The sequence below is a fragment of the Glaciecola sp. 2405UD65-10 genome, from assembly GCF_048820975.1.
Classification (GTDB): Bacteria; Pseudomonadota; Gammaproteobacteria; order Enterobacterales; family Alteromonadaceae; genus Glaciecola.
On sequence record NZ_JBMEUF010000001.1, the window covers coordinates 958,215 to 977,261 of the forward strand.

A 19,047-nucleotide genomic window follows, 5' to 3' on the forward strand; every position below is an offset into this window, starting at 1 on the left:
AGCATTTTCGTTTTTGGGGATTAAGTAAATGATTGAACTGTTTAAGCTAAATCATTCACTTTATTTCCCCGCACTGGAATTTGCACTTGAAGAACCGAACGGCCTTCTTGCTTTTGGTGGTGATTTATCGCCCGAGCGATTAGTGGCGGCATATAAGCAAGGGGTATTCCCTTGGTTTAGTGACCTTGACCCTATTTTATGGTGGTCTCCTAATCCACGAGGTGTTATTGACGCCACTGAATTTAACGCCAACAGAAGTTTGCGCAGAAGTATTAAAAAACAGGGTTATTATTGCACCCTAAATACAGCGTTTAGTAGCGTAATAAAACACTGTGCCAACGTTCCGCGAGGTAATTTGGAAAATGGCGAAGCGAATGGCACATGGATAACCCAAGATATGATTAACGCTTACCAGCGTTTACATGAGCTTGGCCACGCCCATAGTGTTGAAGTGTATAACTCTGAAAATCAATTAGTTGGCGGTTTATATGGGGTGGTAGTAAGTGGCGTGTTTTGTGGTGAGTCAATGTTTCATTTGCAGAGCGATGCAAGTAAAGTCGCCTTTTTAGCGCTTGCACAACACATGTTAAGGAACAATATGTGCATTATTGATTGCCAACTTGTTAATCCCCATCTTGTTACTTTAGGTTGTAAGGCCGTTCCAAGAAAAGAGTTTGTGCAACTTTTAAATAAATACCCAAACAAAGTTGACTGCTGGCAGCCTCAAAACTTAAGTATTTGTTTGTGATGAAATTTGGCGTAACACAAGATTTCCAATGCAGTTATTTATCCGAGCAGGAAGAACGCCTGCTAGTGTGCATGGAACCATCTGAAACGCTTCAAGCTAGCTATCCCAAATTAATTCAAGCGGGATTTAGGCGCAGTGGAGAGCAATTGTATCGTCCTCATTGCAAAGCCTGCAATGCTTGCGAATCACTTCGAATAATTACCCATACGTTTTTACCTAGCAGAAGCCAGCGACGTATTTTAAATAAAAATGCAGATATTGAGATAAGCGTTCATGAGGGTGAGCGTGATGACTACTATCCATTATATGAGCGATATATAAACGCCAGTCATTCTGATGGCAGCATGTACCCTCCTTCTTATGAGCAATACAGAAATTTTATTCACTGCTACTGGCAGTCACCTATATTTATTGAGGGGCGTATTGATGGTGAACTAATAGGCGTAGCAGTTACTGACAAGCTTAGCTCAGGCCTTTCTGCTTTATACACATTTTACGAACCATCGCTAAACAAACGTTCACTTGGTACGTTTTTTATCCTGCAGCAAATTCAAGCTTGTATTAACCTTGGCCTACCCTATCTTTATTTGGGCTATCAAATAGATCAATGCAACAAAATGAATTATAAGAATAAATTTTATCCCCATCAGCGCTTGCGCAATAATAAGTGGGTTTTATTTTCTAAAGCAACATTGAAATAACTTTGCGCGAAAACCTTTACTAATTTCCCCATGATGTTAGGAATAGCTTTACTATTGAACGCTTTTCGCGTATGGTTCGCGCGGAATAAATTGCAGATAGCTGCAATTGTATATTAGATTAATAAATTGAGGTTACTCATCTAGATGGCAAAAGAAGATTGTATTGAAATGGAAGGCACCGTGTTAGACACTCTTCCTAACACTATGTTTAGAGTTGAATTAGAAAACGGTCACGTGGTTACTGCACACATTTCAGGCAAAATGCGCAAAAATTACATCCGCATACTTACGGGCGATAAAGTCACCGTTGAGATGACTCCTTACGACTTAAGCAAAGGTCGTATCATCTACCGCGCGCGCTAACATCTGTTGATATAACTGTATTTAAATAAACATCACGTAAATACGGTATTTCTCATTGAATATAAAAAAACCGCTGATAATGTCAGCGGTTTTTGTTTACGTATCAATTAATTGTTAATTTACGCATTTTCGCTTTTAATATTTTCGATACTCTTGTACTCGAAACTCAACTTCTCTTTACTAAAATCAACAATGACTTCACCACCTTTAGCTAATTTGCCAAATAACAGCTCTGCCGCTAATTCTCGCTTGAGTTCTTCCTGAATTAAGCGTGACATAGGGCGTGCACCCATTGACTTGTCATAGCCCTTCTCAGACAAGTAAGCTCGAGCCTTTTCAGTCACTTCAAGCGACACACCCTTCACATCAAGTTGCGCTTGTAATTCAATAATGAATTTATCAACCACTTGTAAAATAACTTGTTCATCTAAATGGTTAAACCATACAACCGAATCTAAACGGTTCCTGAACTCAGGCGTAAATACCTTATTTATTTCAGCCATGGCATCAATACTACTATCTTGTTGCTTAAAGCCCATAGACTTACGCACAGTGGCTTGAACACCCGCATTAGTAGTCATCACTAACACTACGTTTCTAAAGTCTACCTTGCGCCCATTGTTGTCGGTTAATGTGCCATGATCCATAACTTGCAGTAAAATATTGTAAATATCACTGTGAGCTTTTTCAATTTCATCAAGCAATACCACTGAGTATGGATTTTTAATGACCGCATCGGTCAACAAACCGCCCTGGTCAAAACCAACATAACCGGGAGGTGCACCAATTAAACGACTTACCGCGTGGCGCTCCATGTACTCAGACATATCAAACCTAATTAACTCAACGCCCATAATTTTAGCAAGTTGCTGAGTTACTTCCGTTTTACCTACACCTGTAGGCCCAGCAAACAAGAAGTTTCCTATAGGTTTAGTTTCATTACCCAAACCTGAGCGAGACAATTGAATAGCATGTGACATTGTCTCAATGGCTTCATCTTGACCAAACACAACCATTTTCAAATTACGCGACAAGTTTTTAAGAACATCTTTGTCTGACGCAGAAACCGATTTTTCAGGTATGCGAGCAATTTTTGCAATAATTTGCTCGATATCACTTACATTAATTGTTTTCTTGCGCTTTGATGCAGGCAACAAGCGTTGGCTGGCACCGGCTTCATCAATAACATCAATGGCTTTATCAGGTAATTGGCGCTCGTTAATATATTTAGCTGATAATTCCGCAGCCGCTTGTAGAGCTTTTTGCGTAAAACGAACACTATGATGCTCCTCATATCTTGACTTGAGCCCCATCAATATTTTAGTTGTGTCACTCACACTAGGCTCAACTACATCTATTTTTTGGAAACGACGTGCTAGCGCTCGGTCTTTTTCAAAAATACCTTGGTATTCCTGATAAGTAGTTGAACCTATGCATCGTAATTCACCACTACTTAATTTCGGCTTAAGCAAATTAGAGGCATCCATAACACCGCCAGAAGCAGCGCCCGCCCCAATAATAGTGTGAATTTCGTCAATAAATAAAATTGCATGTTCGTCGCGACTTAGCTCTTTTAAAATACCTTTTAAACGTTTTTCAAAGTCACCGCGATATTTCGTGCCCGCTAGCAAGCCGCCTAAATCGAGCGAATAAATAGTACTTTCAGCAATAACGTCAGGTACGTCATTATTCACAATTCTATACGCTAAACCCTCAGCAATAGCAGTTTTACCAACACCCGCCTCACCTACTAAGAGTGGATTGTTCTTTCTGCGTCGACATAAAATCTGAATGCTACGCTCAACCTCTGAATCACGGCCAATAAGCGGATCAATCTTGCCCTCTTTTGCGGCAATGTTTAGGTTGCTTGCATATTTATCAAGCATCGAAAGATTTTCTTCAGCCTCAGGTGAATCTGACGTTATTTCCTCAGAGGGCGATTCTTCATCGTCATTTTTACTCACACCATGAGATATGAAGTTAACCACGTCTAAACGAGTAACATCGGCTTTCTTAAGTATATAAACGGCCTGAGATTCTTGCTCACTGAATATTGCAACTAATACGTTCGCACCACTCACTTCGCCTTTGCCAGATGACTGAACATGAAAAACGGCACGTTGTAAAACGCGCTGGAAGCCAAGTGTGGGTTGAGTTTCGCGGTCAACCGCTTGTTCTTCAGTGATTAAAGGCGTGGTTTCATTAACAAAATCAGTTAACTCACCTCTAAGTAAGTCTATTTTTGCTCCACAGGCTTTTAAGGCCTCTTGTGCCGCAGGGTTATCTAGCAACATCAACAGCAAATGCTCAACCGTCATAAATTCGTGTCGTTGCTGACGTGCAAAAACAAAAGCTTCATTAAGCGTTTGTTCTAAGTCTTTATTTAACATAAGTTCCCCTTTACTGCGCTAATTCCATCGTACACATCAGCGGATGTTGATGTTTACGGGAGTATTGATTCACTTGCATTACTTTGGTTTCTGCAATCTCTGCAGTATATATGCCACAAACTGCTTTACCGTGATAATGGATCGTCAACATAATTTGATTGGCTTTCTCGGTATCCATTGAAAAAAACGTTTGTAACACTTCAACTACAAAATCCATCGGCGTGTAGTCGTCGTTGTTCAAAAGCACCTGATACATAGAAGGTGGTGCTGTTTTCATTTTTTCAAGTTCGCGTTCTTTTTCGCGTTCTATATTTATAATGTCTTTACTCATAATCTATATAATAGTGTTAAATTGACCAATAAGACCAATGATTTTGTTATTTACTTTTTATTTAGTACGCAATAGGTCGAATAAGTAGATATTCACTTGACAACTTCCCTGTATCCTAAGTACCTTATGGCTAGTTGGTAATTTAGCTGCATACCACCTCTCACCTTTTCTATAGTAATCGGATGTGTTTATCGTCAAACTTTTATTATAGTGGGGTCGAATGATTATGATTTCAAGGAATAGGAAGTAGCGTAATGGCAGTAGGTAAAGTTAAATGGTTCAACAACGCCAAAGGTTTTGGGTTTATTGTACCTGAAGATGGTGGTGAAGATATTTTCGCACATTATTCAACTATACAAATGGAAGGTTATCGCTCGCTTAAAGCGGGACAGCAGGTTAAATACGATGTGACTCAGGGGCCAAAAGGCTTGCACGCTGAAAACATTGATTTAGCAAGCGATGACGATGAAGCAGCTCGTTAAGTAAACTGATACTGGCTTAATGGTAGGTTTATATTAATCTCCTACCATTAAGTCAGTTGCAATGCTTCCATCAAGTAGTGTTTAAGTTATACTGAAAAAGTAGGCATTCGCCTGCTTTTTTGTTTTTGAACTCACGATGTAGGCTTGGTAAATGCCAAAAAAATTCTATCCGAAAACACCCATGAAAAATACTAGTGCCAATAAGCCGTTTACTCAGGCTATAAAGCCTAGGTCAAAAATCTTCAAAGGTCCAAAAAAACTGGTTCTTTTCAATAAACCTTTCAACGTACTATGCCAATTCACCGACGAAAAAAATGGAGCACAGCCACGCGCTACGCTAAAGGATTTTATTGATATTCCACATGTATACGCAGCGGGTAGATTAGATTTTGATAGTGAAGGATTATTGGTGCTGACCAATGATGGCGCCTTGGCAAATAAAATAAGCTCTCCAAAACAAAAGACATTAAAGACATATTGGGCACAAGTAGAGGGTTCACCTTCGCCAGATGCCTTGTCAAATATGTGTTCTGGCTTGCTGCTCAAAGATGGAATGACCGCGCCAGCTGACGTCGCAATTATTAATGAACCGCAGGTGTGGCCACGCACGCCGCCAATTCGTGAACGTAAAGATATTCCCACAACTTGGCTCAGCATTACTATTTCGGAAGGCAGAAACCGCCAGGTAAGACGCATGACGGCTAATATTGGCCACCCTACTTTACGCCTTATTCGCTATAAAGTTGGTGAATGGACTATTGATGGTATTGAAAATGGCAATTTTGTTACTATAAATTAGAACAACTGAGTATGACGGCTTCATATAGATTTGATATACTCCGCGCAAATTTTAAGCTCAACTCCTATTAACGAAATTCCATGCTTATAAATACGAGCATTGTAAAGGTACCCAAACAAGCACTATGCAAAACCTTGATTCAAATCTAGATAAACCTGTAGGTGAAACCAAAGTCATTATTGGCATGTCAGGAGGTGTTGACTCGTCAGTATCGGCCCTACTATTGCAACAACAAGGCTATCAGGTTGAAGGCTTGTTTATGAAAAATTGGGAAGAGGATGATAACGAAGAATACTGTGCAGCAGCCGAGGATTTAGCGGATGCACAAGCCGTTGCCGACAAGCTAGGCATTCATCTTCACACCATTAATTTTGCCGCTGAGTATTGGGATCGTGTATTTGAGTATTTTTTAGAAGAATATAAAGCCGGCCGTACACCTAACCCAGATATTATGTGCAATAAAGAAATTAAGTTTAAAGCTTTTTTAGAATTTGCAGCTGAAGATTTAGGTGCTGACTACATTGCGACTGGTCATTACACTCAGCGACGTTTCAACAACGGTAAATGGGAAATGGTGCGCGGCGCTGATGATAATAAAGATCAAAGCTATTTTTTATATACCTTAAGCCACGAGCATATTGCAAAAACACTTTTCCCTATTGGTAACTTACCTAAACCTGAAGTACGTAAAATAGCGCAAGAGCACGGTTTACTTACTTTCGACAAAAAAGACAGTACCGGTATCTGTTTTATTGGTGAGCGCAAGTTCAGTGACTTCTTGGCCCAATATTTACCGGCGAAGCCTGGCATCATTAAAACAGTGGATGGGGAAGAAATTGGCACTCACCAAGGCCTTATGTACCATACTCTAGGGCAAAGAAAAGGCTTATTAATTGGCGGCAAAAAAGAGCACGGTGAAGAGCCTTGGTATGTGGTTGAAAAAGATGTAAAAAATAACGTGTTAATTGTGGCCCAAGGGGCTGATCATAAAAGCCTTTATTCAACCGCCTTATTTGCTACCCAGCTTCATTGGGTTGACCGCATTGGTCCATTAGAAAACACCCGTATGACAGTGAAAACAAGATACCGACAACAAGATATTGCTTGCGAATTTGTGCCCATGGAAAATGGCCAAGCCAAAGTTGTGTTTGATTCGCCTCAAAAAGCCGTTACGCCAGGGCAATCTGCGGTGTTTTATCAAAATGATATTTGTTTAGGTGGCGGCATTATTGACAGCTACGTTAAAGTTGATGAAAACAATCAAGAATTAATTAAACACGCATAAGAAGAATATGAGCTATCAAGATCAACATTTAGCCTTAGCGGGAATTTGCCAAAGTGCAGCGCTAGTGCAAGCTATTGCTCGAAAAGGTACCGCTGATGAAACCGCTGTAGAGGCTTGTTTATCAAGTATATTAGTAACAACGCCTGAGAACACACAACAAGTTTATGGCTCCTTACAAAATTTGAAGATAGGCTTTACCACGCTAGTTAGCCAACTTGACTCAAACAATAAATTAAAAGACGCTGAATTAACGCGTTATGTTGCTTCTATAATGGGGCTAGAACGAAAGCTGAGTAAACATCCTGATATTCTAGCCAAGCTTGGGGAGCGCGTTTCACACGTGCAGCGCCAACTAAGTCATGTTGATTTTGAACATGCTCAAATTATTTCAAGCTTAGCCTCAATCTATTCTGATATTGTGAGCCCTCTTGCGCCTAAAATCCAAGTGGCGGGTAATCCGCAACACTTGAGCGTAGAAACTAATCAGAAAAAAGTGCGCGCCTTATTGTTAGCTGGTGTGCGGTCTGCTGTATTGTGGCGCCAATTAGGTGGCAAACGCAGATACATTTTATTTCAACGCAGTGCAATGGTCGAAAGTGGCCGCAGCGCACTGCGCTCTATCTACTAATTAATAAAGGTAAACCCATGGAACTTTCAGCACTTTCAGCACTTTCTCCAGTAGATGGCCGTTACGGCAGCAAAAGTAGTGCGCTACGCCCCTATTTTAGTGAGTTTGGCTTGATCAAACATCGAGTATTGGTTGAAGTAAGATGGTTACAAGCCTTATCAAATCATGCTGACATTACCGAAGTTCCAGCATTTTCAGATGAAGCAAATCAGTTGTTAAATGCAATTGTTGATAATTTCTCAGAACTTGACGCGCAACGTATTAAAGACATTGAGCGTACCACTAATCATGATGTTAAAGCCGTAGAGTATTTTTTAAAAGAGCAAGTGAGTGAACTTGAAGAACTAAATTCAGTGAACGAATTTATCCATTTTGCTTGTACTTCAGAAGACATCAATAATTTGTCTCATGCCTTAATGCTCAAGGGCGGATTAGAAAATGCCGTTCTTCCCTATTGTGAAGAATTAATTACTGCTATTAAGACCTTGGCTAAAGAATATCGCAGCATCCCTATGATGGCTCGTACGCACGGACAGCCTGCGTCTCCCACTACAATGGGTAAAGAAATGGCTAACGTAGCGGTGCGCTTACAACGACAAGTAGAGCAAATAATTGCCGTGCCGATGCTGGGTAAACTTAATGGGGCTGTAGGTAATTACAATGCACACTTAAGTGCTTATCCCAATACTGATTGGCATACCTTTTCTGCTGAATTTGTTAATTCACTAGGGCTACAACATAACCCGTTTACCACTCAAATTGAACCACACGATTACATTGCTGAGCTTTACGATGCAGTGGCTCGCTTCAATACTATTTTGATTGATTTTGACCGTGATATTTGGGGCTATATAGCAATGGGGCACTTCAAGCAGCGCACTATTGCCGGTGAAATTGGTTCATCTACCATGCCGCATAAAGTTAACCCTATTGATTTTGAGAACTCTGAAGGTAACTTAGGTATCGCTAATGCTATATTCTCTCATTTAGCGAGCAAACTGCCTGTAAGCAGATGGCAACGAGATTTAACAGACTCAACAGTATTACGTAATTTAGGTGTGGGTTTTGGTTACGCCATTATTGCGTATCAAGCCAGCTTAAAAGGCATTAGTAAATTGCAAGTAAATGAAGCGAGTTTGTCAAAAGAACTTGATGATAACTGGGAGCTACTTGCAGAGCCTATTCAAACAGTAATGCGCCGATATGGCATTGAAAAGCCTTACGAAAAATTAAAAGAATTGACCCGTGGAAAGAAAGTAGATGCGGCTCACATGGCACAATTTATAGATGGCCTTGAACTCCCTGATACAGTAAAACAAGAGTTAAAAGAATTATCACCGGCAAGTTATATTGGTGATGCAATTAGGCTTGTGGATCAGTTGTTAGAGCAATAGCATTACTGCATTATGTAGCGAGTAAATACACGCCTATATAGTGCATCAAGGATGAATACATTGATAGACAAACAAAGCGCGTATATTCGCGCTTTTTTTCTGCGCAAAATATACCATTACCGCTTCAATAAACTAAACAACAGCGCTACTCGCCAGTCCATACTGGCATATATTACAAAATTAATGATCAGCATCATTATTTTGCAATCAGCTAAACTCCTAATCATATTTTATACCCAAGCAAGCTTTTATAATATCCAACTTCACGTACTCAATTTGGTGCTTCATTTAGTTATATTTACTTTTGTACTTAGATTACTAAGCAAGCAGCAATTTACATTAGCACGCAAGGTATTACTGCTTAGTTTTTCCACCTACTTATGCTTCGCTTGTATCTTATGGGAAGTAAACCTCAATCTACAATATTACTTTTTGCTGGCCATGTTTATTAGTCACTACCTGTTTTCTCATGCAGAAAAGCACATCGCTTTTGTATGGTCACTTGTGTTTCTAAGTTTATTTTTAGTTGCTAGTTTCCATTTGCCTAGCATAAACAGCGCCTCAAATTATAGTTTTCATTCCTTAACTAACATGCGTTACGTTAATGCATCTTCTTTTGCGCTAGCCTGTGGTTTGTGTGCGTGGCTAATACAACACTTGATAGACCAAAATTGGAAAAAAATCAAAACACTTGAAAACAAACACGAAACACTATTGAAAAAGCTATTCCCTGTCTCATTAGCACAAACACTAATTGACAAAACCAATGGTGAATTACAGCAAACCAAACCGCTTGCCGTGCTTTTTTTAGATATTTGTAATTTTACGCAATTTGCACTTATGCATGACAATAAAGAACAAAATAGTTGGCGTTTTATTTATCAACTTTTCCGTAACTTTGACACAGTCCTTAAGCACTTAGATGTCACTCGTATTAAAATAAATGGGGACCAATACATTTTGTTAATTGGCCTAAATAACCCTAGCAGCACAAATAAAGAAATTGTAAATCAGGGAATACAGAGCATTGATTTATTGCTAAGCACGTCTACGTTACCTATTAAAATAGGCTTAGCTTATGGAAGTGTGACCTATGGTGTATTTGAGCCAAGCCATCCACAGTTTGATATTTGGGGTGAAGCGGTAATAAGAGCATCTAGATTAGAAGCCATTGCTAAGGAAGATTCTGCATTTATTGATGAACCCAGTGCACACCTTTTTAGCGGTGAACAGCAATTAATACCTCAAAAAAAGCAACTAAAAGGGATTGGTTACCAAAATGTTTACCAATATTCGCCACCCACTCGTCCGATGAGTTAATTAGTCTGACCAATTAGTCTAGCTACTATATAAAATTTACCAAAAGTCGGGTAGAATTCTGCATTGAAATCAAAGACACAAAAGGAAAATCTAGCTTTATTTATCGCTACACAACGCGAATCGCTAGAATAAGTATTTTCGTTTTCTTTCCCATTTAATGAAACTAGCTTTAGGAATTTTAATGACTACTGATACATCAAAGATCATTTATACCATTACAGACGAAGCGCCTGCGCTAGCAACACATTCGTTGTTGCCAATTATTCAGGCTTTCACTGCATCGTCAAAAATTGCAGTTGAAACCCGTGATATTTCGTTAGCTGGCCGTATTATTGCAAATTTTTCTGAGTATTTAAGCGAAGAGCAACGTATTGGTGATGCATTAACAGAACTTGGCGAATTAGCTAAAACACCTGAAGCTAACATAATTAAATTACCTAATATCAGTGCTTCTGTACCTCAATTGCAAGCTGCAATTAAAGAGTTACAGGCCAAGGGATATAGCATTCCGAACTACCCTGAAAGCCCTAAAACTGACGAAGAAGCTAAAATTAAAGCGACTTATGCCAAAGTACTAGGCTCTGCAGTAAACCCTGTATTGCGTGAAGGTAACTCTGATCGTCGTGCGCCGGGTTCGGTTAAGCAGTACGCAAAAAACAATCCACATTCAATGGGCGCTTGGTCACCTACCTCTAAGTCACACGTTTCTCATATGGAAGCCGGTGATTTTTATGGTAGCGAAGTGTCATGTACTGTAGATAGCGCACAAGACGTTAAAATTGAGTTTGTGAACGCTAATGGCGATGTTTCCGTTTTGAAAGAAAAAGTATCGTTACTTGATAAAGAAGTAATTGACGCATCTGTAATGAGTAAATCAGCGCTTGTTGCTTTCTTTGAAAAAGAAATTAACGCAGCCAAAGAACAAGATGTACTTTTATCGCTTCACATGAAAGCAACCATGATGAAAGTTTCTGACCCTGTTATTTTTGGTCATGCTGTTAAAGTATTTTATAAAGATGTGTTTACAAAACACGCCGCTACTTTTGCCGAGCTAGGTGTTGATGTACAAAATGGTTTAGGTGACGTATACGCAAAAATCGCTTCATTACCTGCTGACAAAAAAGCTGAAATTGAAGCTGATATTCAGGCTGTATACGGTACTCGCCCTGATATGGCTATGGTTGACTCAGATCGCGGCATCACAAACCTGCACGTACCTAGCGACGTTATTATTGATGCTTCTATGCCTGCAGCTATTAGAGCTTCTGGACAAATGTGGGGTCCAGATGGTAAGCAAAAAGATACTAAATTTATGATCCCAGATCGTAACTATGCAGGTGTTTTTGATTCGGTTGTTAAATTCTGTACAAAAAATGGTGCATTTGACCCAACTACCATGGGAACCGTTCCTAATGTTGGCCTTATGGCTCAAAAAGCAGAAGAATACGGCTCACACGATAAAACATTTATTCTTACGGAAGCCGGTACGGTTCGTGTAGTAAATAGCAGTTCTGAGGTTTTACTATCGCACAAAGTAGAAGAAGGCGATATTTGGAGAATGTGTCAGGCGAAAGATGCACCTATTCAAGACTGGGTTAAACTTGCTGTAACACGCGCTCGTGCAACTAATACACCGGCTATTTTCTGGTTAGATGCCAATCGAGCACACGATGCCCAAATGATTAAGAAAGTTAATGAGTACTTAAAAGATCATGACACTAGCGGTTTAGATATTCAAATTATGAGCCCTGTTGATGCTACTGAGTTTACCTTAGCGCGTTGTGCTAAAGGTGAAGACACCATTTCAGTAACCGGCAACGTACTTCGCGATTACCTAACTGACCTATTCCCAATTTTGGAATTGGGCACCAGTGCAAAAATGTTGTCTATTGTACCTCTTATGAACGGCGGTGGTTTATTCGAAACAGGTGCTGGCGGTTCTGCTCCTAAGCATGTTCAACAGTTTGAAAAAGAAAATCACTTACGCTGGGATTCACTGGGTGAGTTTTTAGCATTAGCTGCCTCATTAGAGCATTTAAGTGTATCTACAGGTAACGCTAAAGCACAAGTGCTAGCTGACACCCTTGATGCCGCTACAGCGAAGTTCTTACAGGAAAACAAATCACCTTCACGCCGAGTAAAAGAGTTAGATAACCGTGGTTCTCATTATTATCTAGCTACATATTGGGCTCAAGAATTAGCCGCGCAAAAAGCGGATACTGAACTAAGTGAAGAGTTTTCTGAGATTGCTGCACAACTTACTAATCAAGAAAACATCATAGTAAGTGAGCTTAACAATGCCCAAGGCGTAGCGGTAGACATTCAAGGCTATTACTTTGCTAATGAAGCGCTTGCTTCTGAAGCAATGCGTCCAAGTAATACTCTTAATGAAATTTTAGCGTCTTTAAAATAACTTAAGTAGCTTAATCAAAAAGCGCTAATCCACACGGCTTAGCGCTTTTTTTGTGCCTGCAGTTTATTAGTTTTACCTATTATGCTTAGGTCTTATCGCGCATTACTGGGAAGTGAGCTAAGCTAAATCATAATTCAGATGTAAAATATCCTTAAGAAGTAATCGCATATCAGCTTTAGTGATAAGGGATAAATATTTATTTATCGTAACTTTTTATTGTTACTGTATTCTTTTAGCAAAATAGGCCATAAGGAAATTTTAAATGAGTAAAGATATTGTAATTGTAGCTGCAGGTCGCACAGCGGTAGGAAATTTTTGTGGAAGCTTAGGCTCTGTACCAGCAAGTAAAATGGGTGCAACTGTCATAAAAGGTTTATTAGAAAAAACCGGCATTGATGGTGCCAGTATTGATGAAGTAATTATGGGGGAAGTATTAACAGCTGGTTTAGGACAAAATCCAGCACGCCAAGCGGTTATTGAAGCCGGTTTACCCCAAACCGTTCCCGCTATGACTATCAACAAAGTATGTGGTAGTGGCTTGAAATCAGTCATATTAGCCTATCAAGCCATTGCTTGTGGTGATGCTGATATAGTAATAGCAGGCGGCCAAGAAAATATGAGTGCCTCACCTCATATACTGCCTAATTCTAGAAATGGTCAAAAAATGATGGATTGGACCATGAAAGACACCATGATAGTAGATGGCCTGTGGGATGCGTTTAACAATTATCATATGGGAACAACAGCGGAAAATATCGCCAATAAATACGGTTTTACTCGTGAAGAACAAGATGCTTTTGCTGCAAGTTCGCAGCAAAAAGCAGAAGCCGCGCAAAAAGCAGGCAAGTTCAATGATGAAATTATTCCCGTTGAAATTGCGCAGCGCCGAGGTGATCCTCTCATATTTAAAGAAGACGAATTTCCTCGTCATGGCACTACTGCAGAAAGTTTAGCTAAGCTTAGACCTGCTTTTGCTAAAGAAGGCACCGTTACCGCAGGAAATGCATCAGGCATTAATGATGGCGCGGCTGCGGTTGTAGTAATGACAAAAGAAAACGCCGACAAACTGGGTTTAGAGCCTCTTGCTAAAATAGTGGCCAGCGCGTCTACAGGTGTAGACCCTAAAATTATGGGAACCGGCCCTATTTCAGCTAGTCAAAAATGTTTGAAAAAAGCGGGTTGGACCGTTGACGAACTTGATTTGGTGGAGGCTAATGAAGCATTCGCTGCGCAAGCTATGTCAGTAAATAAAGATATGAACTGGGATATTGATAAAATCAATGTTAACGGTGGGGCAATCTCAATTGGCCACCCTATTGGTGCATCAGGCGCGCGGATTTTAGTGTCATTATTGCATGAAATGAAACGCCAAGATGCTAAAAAAGGCCTAGCGACCCTATGTATTGGCGGTGGAATGGGGATCGCATTAGCGCTTGAACGCTAATTGTAAAATACAATAAAAGCGGGCCTATTATTTCACTAATAGCCCGCTTTCTTAACAGTTAGTCTATTTGTAAATCGTCAAATGATTTAACTAAATCATCCACTGCTTTCATTTGTGTTAAATAGCCTTCAAGCTGATCAAGAGGCAATGCACATGGCCCATCACAAAGCGCCTTGTCTGGATCTGGATGTGATTCAATAAATAATCCTGCAATACCCAGCGCAATTCCACTTCTTGCCAACTGAGCAGCTTGCTTTCTTCTGCCATCAGCACTATCGCTTCTTCCGCCTGGTTTTTGCAAAGCATGTGTTGCATCAAAAATCACAGGAGCCATAGGCTTCATTAAGTCCATTCCTAGCATATCAACAACTAAATTATTGTAGCCATAGCAACTGCCTCGTTCACAAAGAATGATGTTGTTGTTACCCGCTTCATCAAATTTCTTAATAATATGCGCCATTTCATGTGGTGCTAAAAACTGTGGTTTTTTTACATTAATTACGGCGCCAGTTTTGGCCATAGCAACCACTAAATCCGTTTGACGCGCTAAAAAAGCAGGCAACTGAATAACATCGGCCACTTCAGCTACTGGCGCTGCTTGATACGGTTCGTGCACATCGGTGATTACAGGTACGTCGAATTCTTTTTTAATGCGTTCAAAAATACGCATTCCTTCTTCTAAACCCGGCCCGCGATAAGAATGTACTGACGAACGGTTAGCTTTATCAAAAGAGGCTTTAAACACATAAGGAATGCCCAACTTAGTAGTAACTTCCTTGTACTTATCAGCTATTCGCATAGCTAAATCTTCAGATTCAAGTACGTTCATTCCACCAAATAAGACAAATGGCGAGTCATTTGCGACTTTTATATTTTTTACTAATACTTGCTCAATACTAGACATTTTCTGCATTCCTATAGTGAGATTTATTATTCGTTAACATTAACCAATAAAAATTAAAACAAAGTGTTTTTTGAAACAGCAATACTTGCTGTTATAGCCAGCCAAGCGATTGCGCCGGCAAGGCCCACGATTCGCATGGCGTTATTTCTTGCCCATTTAAGCGCAAAGGCCACTGATAAAATGTACAACACTAAACCAATTAGTTTAGACGTGGCCCATTCATTTACAAATGGATATACTGACAAGTTCACACAAAGCAAAACAATACTTATAATTAAGACGGTATCAACAATGTGTGGGGTAATTTTAAGCCACTTTTTTTGTAAACTTGGCGAATTACGCATTAGAAGCACAAAGCGAATTAAAAATAAGCTGAATGATAGGGCAATTGCCGTTAAATGAAGGTGCTTGGCGAACATATACATAAAATTAATCCTGCTGTTTTTTTTAGTTAGTGTTGTTATTGTAGGTTCTTTTTGTAAACCAGCCGTGCAATAAATCGCGCTAAATTAGCTAAGGTATTGCGCTACCGTTACTCTATCAAGATTATTATAGTCTTGATAAGTTTTAGCATGAATAAACCCTTTTTCGTTGAGTAAAGTGCGAATGCTTTGTGCCTGTTCATAGCCATGCTCAAAGGCTATCCATGCCAACGAATTCATATACAAGGGCGCTTGCTCAATTATATAACGTATGTCATTTAAGCCATCAGCGCCTGATATAAGTGCACTTAAAGGTTCATACCGCACGTCGCCTTGCGTTAAACATTCGTTATTTTCTTCCACGTAAGGCGGGTTGCTTACAATTAAATCAAATTTGGTGTCACTGTTAAGTGCACTAAACCAGTCACTTTGCTTAAAACACACCTTAAGCTTATTTAATTGCGCATTGGTTTTAGCAAGTTCAACCGCTTCTAGTATTTTGTCGAGTCCGGTAAGATGCCATTCAGGTTTTTCAGAGGCCAAAGCAAGCGCTACCGCCCCTGTGCCCGTGCCTAAATCAAGTACCTTAGCTTTTTCTGGAATGGCTAATGAAAGCGCTGTTTCAACTAAGACCTCAGTATCTTGGCGCGGAATAAGAGTACAAGGCGAAACGTTTAAGCGTAGGCTCCAAAAATCTTGTGTACCTAATATAAAACTAACCGGCTTTCCTGATAAGCGTTGTTCAATATACTGTGTGAACAAAGCAAGTTGGTTAACTTCCACACACTCATCGCCATGGGTAATTAACCACGTATGAGACTTCCCCATAGCATGCTCTAAGAGTAAACGCGCTTCTAACGCTGGCTCATGAAAGCACAACTGGGATGACGCGCTTAATGCCGTTTTGGCTTTATCAAGTAAGCCTTCAATTGTGTCGCTAGCATTAAACGCTAAGCTAAGCTCCATTAGTCACCCGCTAAAGCAGCTAACATATCAGCTTGATGTTCTTGTCTTATTGGGTCAAGCAGTGCGCCTAAATCACCAGCAATAACGTCATCTAATTTGTACAAGGTTAAATTGATGCGATGATCCGACACTCGGCCCTGGGGGAAATTGTAGGTACGAATACGTTCAGATCGGTCTCCACTTCCAACTAGGCTTTTACGTGTACTGGCTTCTTCTTCATTACGCTTATCTTGTTCAATTTGGTTTAAACGAGACTGCAACACTGACATAGCACGCGCTCTGTTTTTATGTTGCGAGCGCTCATCTTGGCATTCAACTACTACGCCCGTTGGGATGTGCGTTAGGCGAATAGCAGAATCGGTTTTATTTACGTGCTGGCCACCAGCCCCTGAAGCTCTGTAGGTATCTATACGTAAATCTGCAGGATTAATTTCTATCGCTTCTGACTCAGGTACTACTGGTAATACAGCCACAGTACAAGCCGATGTATGAATACGTCCTTGCGATTCTGTATCTGGTACTCGCTGCACGCGGTGCCCGCCTGATTCAAACTTCAAAATACCATAAGCGCCGTCACCAGTAACTTGGGCAATCATTTCTTTATAACCGCCATGCTCACCTTCGTTGCAACTCATAACTTCAACGCGCCAGCCTTTTGATTCTGCGTATCTAGAATACATACGAAACATATCACCGGCGAAAATAGCGGCTTCGTCGCCCCCTGCTCCCGCTCGTATTTCTAGGAAGCAATCGCTGTCATCATTTGGGTCTTTGGGAAGTAAAAGTATTTGCAGTGAACTTTCTAGCTCTTCTGATGATTTTTTCGCTTCTTTTAGTTCTTCTTGCGCCATTTCACGCATGTCAGCATCGTCTTCTTGCAGCATTTCCATTGAAGACGCTATGTCATCTTGCGCTGATTGAAAAGCATTAAACTGCTTAACCACTTCTTCAAGCTGTGAATATTCTTTTGACAGTGCTCTGAAGCGATCTTGATCGCTTATTACACTTGCTTCGCCTAATAAAGCTTGAACTTCTTCAAAACGCTCAACTAAGGTTTGTAACTTTTCTACTACTGAACTTTTCATGTATATCCTTAAGGATGTGCAACAATGTTATTTTTTTTCTGCGCCAAATACGTTTTCAAACACATCAAGTGCTTTGGCGCTTGGGTCAGCTATTGCTTGTTGCATCGCTTTTGTTGGGCCATGCATCATTGCTTGAGCCAGCTTATGGCTTAGCTCTTGTATGACCTTATTGGCATCTTCACCTTGCGAAATACGAAGCAACGCGCGCTTCTCTAAATGCTCTTTAGTTGCTTGCGCTTCATCTCGAAAGGTTTTTATTAAATCTATTTTCTTATGTTGTTGTTGCCATTGTATCAAATGCTGCACTTGCTGTTGAATCATTTGATTGGCTTGCTGGGCAGCTTGTTCTCGGTTGGCAACATTTTGTTGAACAATATCTTGTAAGTCATCAACCGTATATAAATATACATCATCTAAATCGCCGGCTTGATCTTCAATGTCGCGTGGTACAGCCAAGTCAATCATCAGCATTGGCTTATGCTTGCGCTTTTTTAAGGCATCATCAACCATACCTTTGCCTAGTATGGGCAAGGCGCTAGCTGTAGAAGAAATAACAATGTCAGCATCTGCTAAACGGCTGGGAATTTCACTTATGGTTATTCCTTCAGCATCACAATCTAAGGTTTGAACCAATTTGCAGGCATTAGCTAATGTTCTATTTGCTACGGTAATTTTTTGTAAATTCACGTCGCGTAAATGCTTGGCCACAAGCTCAATAGTTTCACCTGCACCTATTAGCAATACTCGGCTATTTTCCAATTTAGCGAATATTTGTTTTGCTAATTGAACAGCGGCATAGGCCACTGAAACGGCATTAGCACCTATTTCTGTTTGCGAACGTACTTTTTTCGCAATAGTAAAAGTAGATTGAAAAATTTTCTCAAACTGACTATTCACCGTACCAATGTGCTTAGCTTCTGAAAATGCTTGTTTTACCTGGCCTAAAATTTGAGGCTCACCCAAAATCAACGAATCCAAACCACACGCTACCTGCATCAAATGAACTAAAGCATCCGTACCTTCATGCGCGTACACATATTTTTCAAATTCATTAATATCAAGGCCATGAAAATTGGCTAGCCACAATGCCAATTGGCTTGTATTAATATGCTCACTGCTAGCAAATATTTCTGTACGGTTGCAAGTAGATAGAATAACCAAGGCCCCTTGCTGTTTTTCTTGCGCGTATTGTTTTAACGCACTGGCTAAAGAGCCTGGTGTAAAGGCCACTTTTTCGCGCATAGCAACGGGAGCTGATTGATGATTAATGCCAATGGCAATAAAACTCATGGATGTTGGTTTCTATTAGACTTAAATTAACGACAGCGCATTGTAGTCAAAACCGAGGCTAATTTAAAGAAAATCACAGAAA

The 19,047-nt window shown here is 40.1% G+C and carries 18 protein-coding genes; 11 read left to right on the plus strand and 7 right to left on the minus strand.

Translation table 11 applies throughout. The features are described 5' to 3' along the window. Positions 1-28 precede the first annotated feature (28 nt). The 3 genes from aat (at position 29) to infA (ending at position 1,812) form a co-directional block, all read left to right on the plus strand. Positions 29-748 carry a leucyl/phenylalanyl-tRNA--protein transferase gene (gene aat, locus ACOI22_RS04375; protein WP_420670599.1) on the plus strand — a complete coding sequence of 240 codons (720 nt, stop codon included), beginning with the start codon at positions 29-31 and terminating at the stop codon, positions 746-748. Next, entirely contained in the window at positions 748-1,449 is a 702-nt protein-coding gene (locus ACOI22_RS04380) for an arginyltransferase (RefSeq protein ID WP_420672312.1), read from the plus strand. Before aat ends, ACOI22_RS04380 begins: the two co-directional genes overlap by 1 nt. Before the next feature lie 144 nt (positions 1,450-1,593). Further along, positions 1,594-1,812 (plus strand): translation initiation factor IF-1, encoded by a 219-nt coding sequence (infA, locus tag ACOI22_RS04385; protein WP_006010397.1) that lies wholly within the window; start codon positions 1,594-1,596, stop codon positions 1,810-1,812. A gap of 119 nt (positions 1,813-1,931) precedes the next feature. Here the strand turns inward: infA and clpA are convergent, their stop codons facing one another. Next, positions 1,932-4,202 carry an ATP-dependent Clp protease ATP-binding subunit ClpA gene (clpA, locus tag ACOI22_RS04390; RefSeq protein ID WP_420670603.1) on the minus strand — a complete coding sequence of 757 codons (2,271 nt, stop codon included), beginning with the start codon at positions 4,200-4,202 and terminating at the stop codon, positions 1,932-1,934. Positions 4,203-4,212: 10 nt separating this feature from the next. Then, the gene (gene clpS, locus ACOI22_RS04395) at positions 4,213-4,533 is read right to left on the minus strand and encodes an ATP-dependent Clp protease adapter ClpS (protein ID WP_420670605.1); all 321 of its coding nucleotides are present in this window, start codon (positions 4,531-4,533) and stop codon (positions 4,213-4,215) included. 254 nt (positions 4,534-4,787) lie between these two features. Between clpS and cspD the strand changes: the two genes are divergently transcribed. The 8 genes from cspD to ACOI22_RS04435 all read left to right on the plus strand — a co-directional run bounded on the left by cspD (position 4,788) and on the right by ACOI22_RS04435 (position 14,298). Beyond that, positions 4,788-5,015, plus strand: coding sequence for a cold shock domain-containing protein CspD (cspD, locus tag ACOI22_RS04400; RefSeq protein ID WP_420670607.1), 228 nt, complete (start codon positions 4,788-4,790; stop codon positions 5,013-5,015). 151 nt (positions 5,016-5,166) lie between these two features. After that, positions 5,167-5,814: a pseudouridine synthase gene (locus tag ACOI22_RS04405; protein WP_420670609.1), complete on the plus strand. Its 648-nt coding sequence runs from the start codon at positions 5,167-5,169 to the stop codon at positions 5,812-5,814. A gap of 124 nt (positions 5,815-5,938) precedes the next feature. Continuing rightward, entirely contained in the window at positions 5,939-7,099 is a 1,161-nt protein-coding gene (mnmA, locus tag ACOI22_RS04410) for a tRNA 2-thiouridine(34) synthase MnmA (RefSeq protein ID WP_420670611.1), read from the plus strand. 7 nt (positions 7,100-7,106) lie between these two features. Next, entirely contained in the window at positions 7,107-7,727 is a 621-nt protein-coding gene (hflD, locus tag ACOI22_RS04415; RefSeq protein WP_420670613.1) for a high frequency lysogenization protein HflD, read from the plus strand. 17 nt (positions 7,728-7,744) lie between these two features. Continuing rightward, the gene (gene purB / locus ACOI22_RS04420; protein WP_420670615.1) at positions 7,745-9,121 is read left to right on the plus strand and encodes an adenylosuccinate lyase; all 1,377 of its coding nucleotides are present in this window, start codon (positions 7,745-7,747) and stop codon (positions 9,119-9,121) included. 60 nt (positions 9,122-9,181) lie between these two features. After that, positions 9,182-10,441 carry an adenylate/guanylate cyclase domain-containing protein gene (locus tag ACOI22_RS04425; RefSeq protein WP_420670617.1) on the plus strand — a complete coding sequence of 420 codons (1,260 nt, stop codon included), beginning with the start codon at positions 9,182-9,184 and terminating at the stop codon, positions 10,439-10,441. A gap of 181 nt (positions 10,442-10,622) precedes the next feature. Beyond that, positions 10,623-12,854: an NADP-dependent isocitrate dehydrogenase gene (locus ACOI22_RS04430; RefSeq protein ID WP_420670619.1), complete on the plus strand. Its 2,232-nt coding sequence runs from the start codon at positions 10,623-10,625 to the stop codon at positions 12,852-12,854. A 262-nt stretch (positions 12,855-13,116) separates the two neighbouring features. Further along, complete coding sequence (locus ACOI22_RS04435; RefSeq protein ID WP_420670621.1) at positions 13,117-14,298, plus strand: acetyl-CoA C-acetyltransferase; 1,182 nt, start codon at positions 13,117-13,119, stop codon at positions 14,296-14,298. Positions 14,299-14,356: 58 nt separating this feature from the next. On the opposite strand, the gene kdsA is transcribed toward ACOI22_RS04435, so the two are convergent. The 5 genes from kdsA to hemA form a co-directional block, all read right to left on the minus strand. Continuing rightward, positions 14,357-15,202 (minus strand): 3-deoxy-8-phosphooctulonate synthase, encoded by an 846-nt coding sequence (kdsA, locus tag ACOI22_RS04440; RefSeq protein ID WP_420670623.1) that lies wholly within the window; start codon positions 15,200-15,202, stop codon positions 14,357-14,359. Positions 15,203-15,255: 53 nt separating this feature from the next. Beyond that, positions 15,256-15,627, minus strand: a complete 372-nt coding sequence (locus tag ACOI22_RS04445) for a SirB2 family protein (protein WP_420670625.1) — start codon at positions 15,625-15,627, stop codon at positions 15,256-15,258. 84 nt (positions 15,628-15,711) lie between these two features. Next, positions 15,712-16,590, minus strand: coding sequence for a peptide chain release factor N(5)-glutamine methyltransferase (gene prmC / locus ACOI22_RS04450; RefSeq protein WP_420670627.1), 879 nt, complete (start codon positions 16,588-16,590; stop codon positions 15,712-15,714). Next, positions 16,590-17,675 (minus strand): peptide chain release factor 1, encoded by a 1,086-nt coding sequence (gene prfA, locus ACOI22_RS04455; RefSeq protein ID WP_420670629.1) that lies wholly within the window; start codon positions 17,673-17,675, stop codon positions 16,590-16,592. Before prfA ends, prmC begins: the two co-directional genes overlap by 1 nt. Positions 17,676-17,702: 27 nt before the next feature. Next, a complete protein-coding gene (gene hemA, locus ACOI22_RS04460; protein WP_420670631.1) occupies positions 17,703-18,965 on the minus strand; it encodes a glutamyl-tRNA reductase in 1,263 nt (420 codons plus the stop codon). Positions 18,966-19,047: the final 82 nt, after the last annotated feature.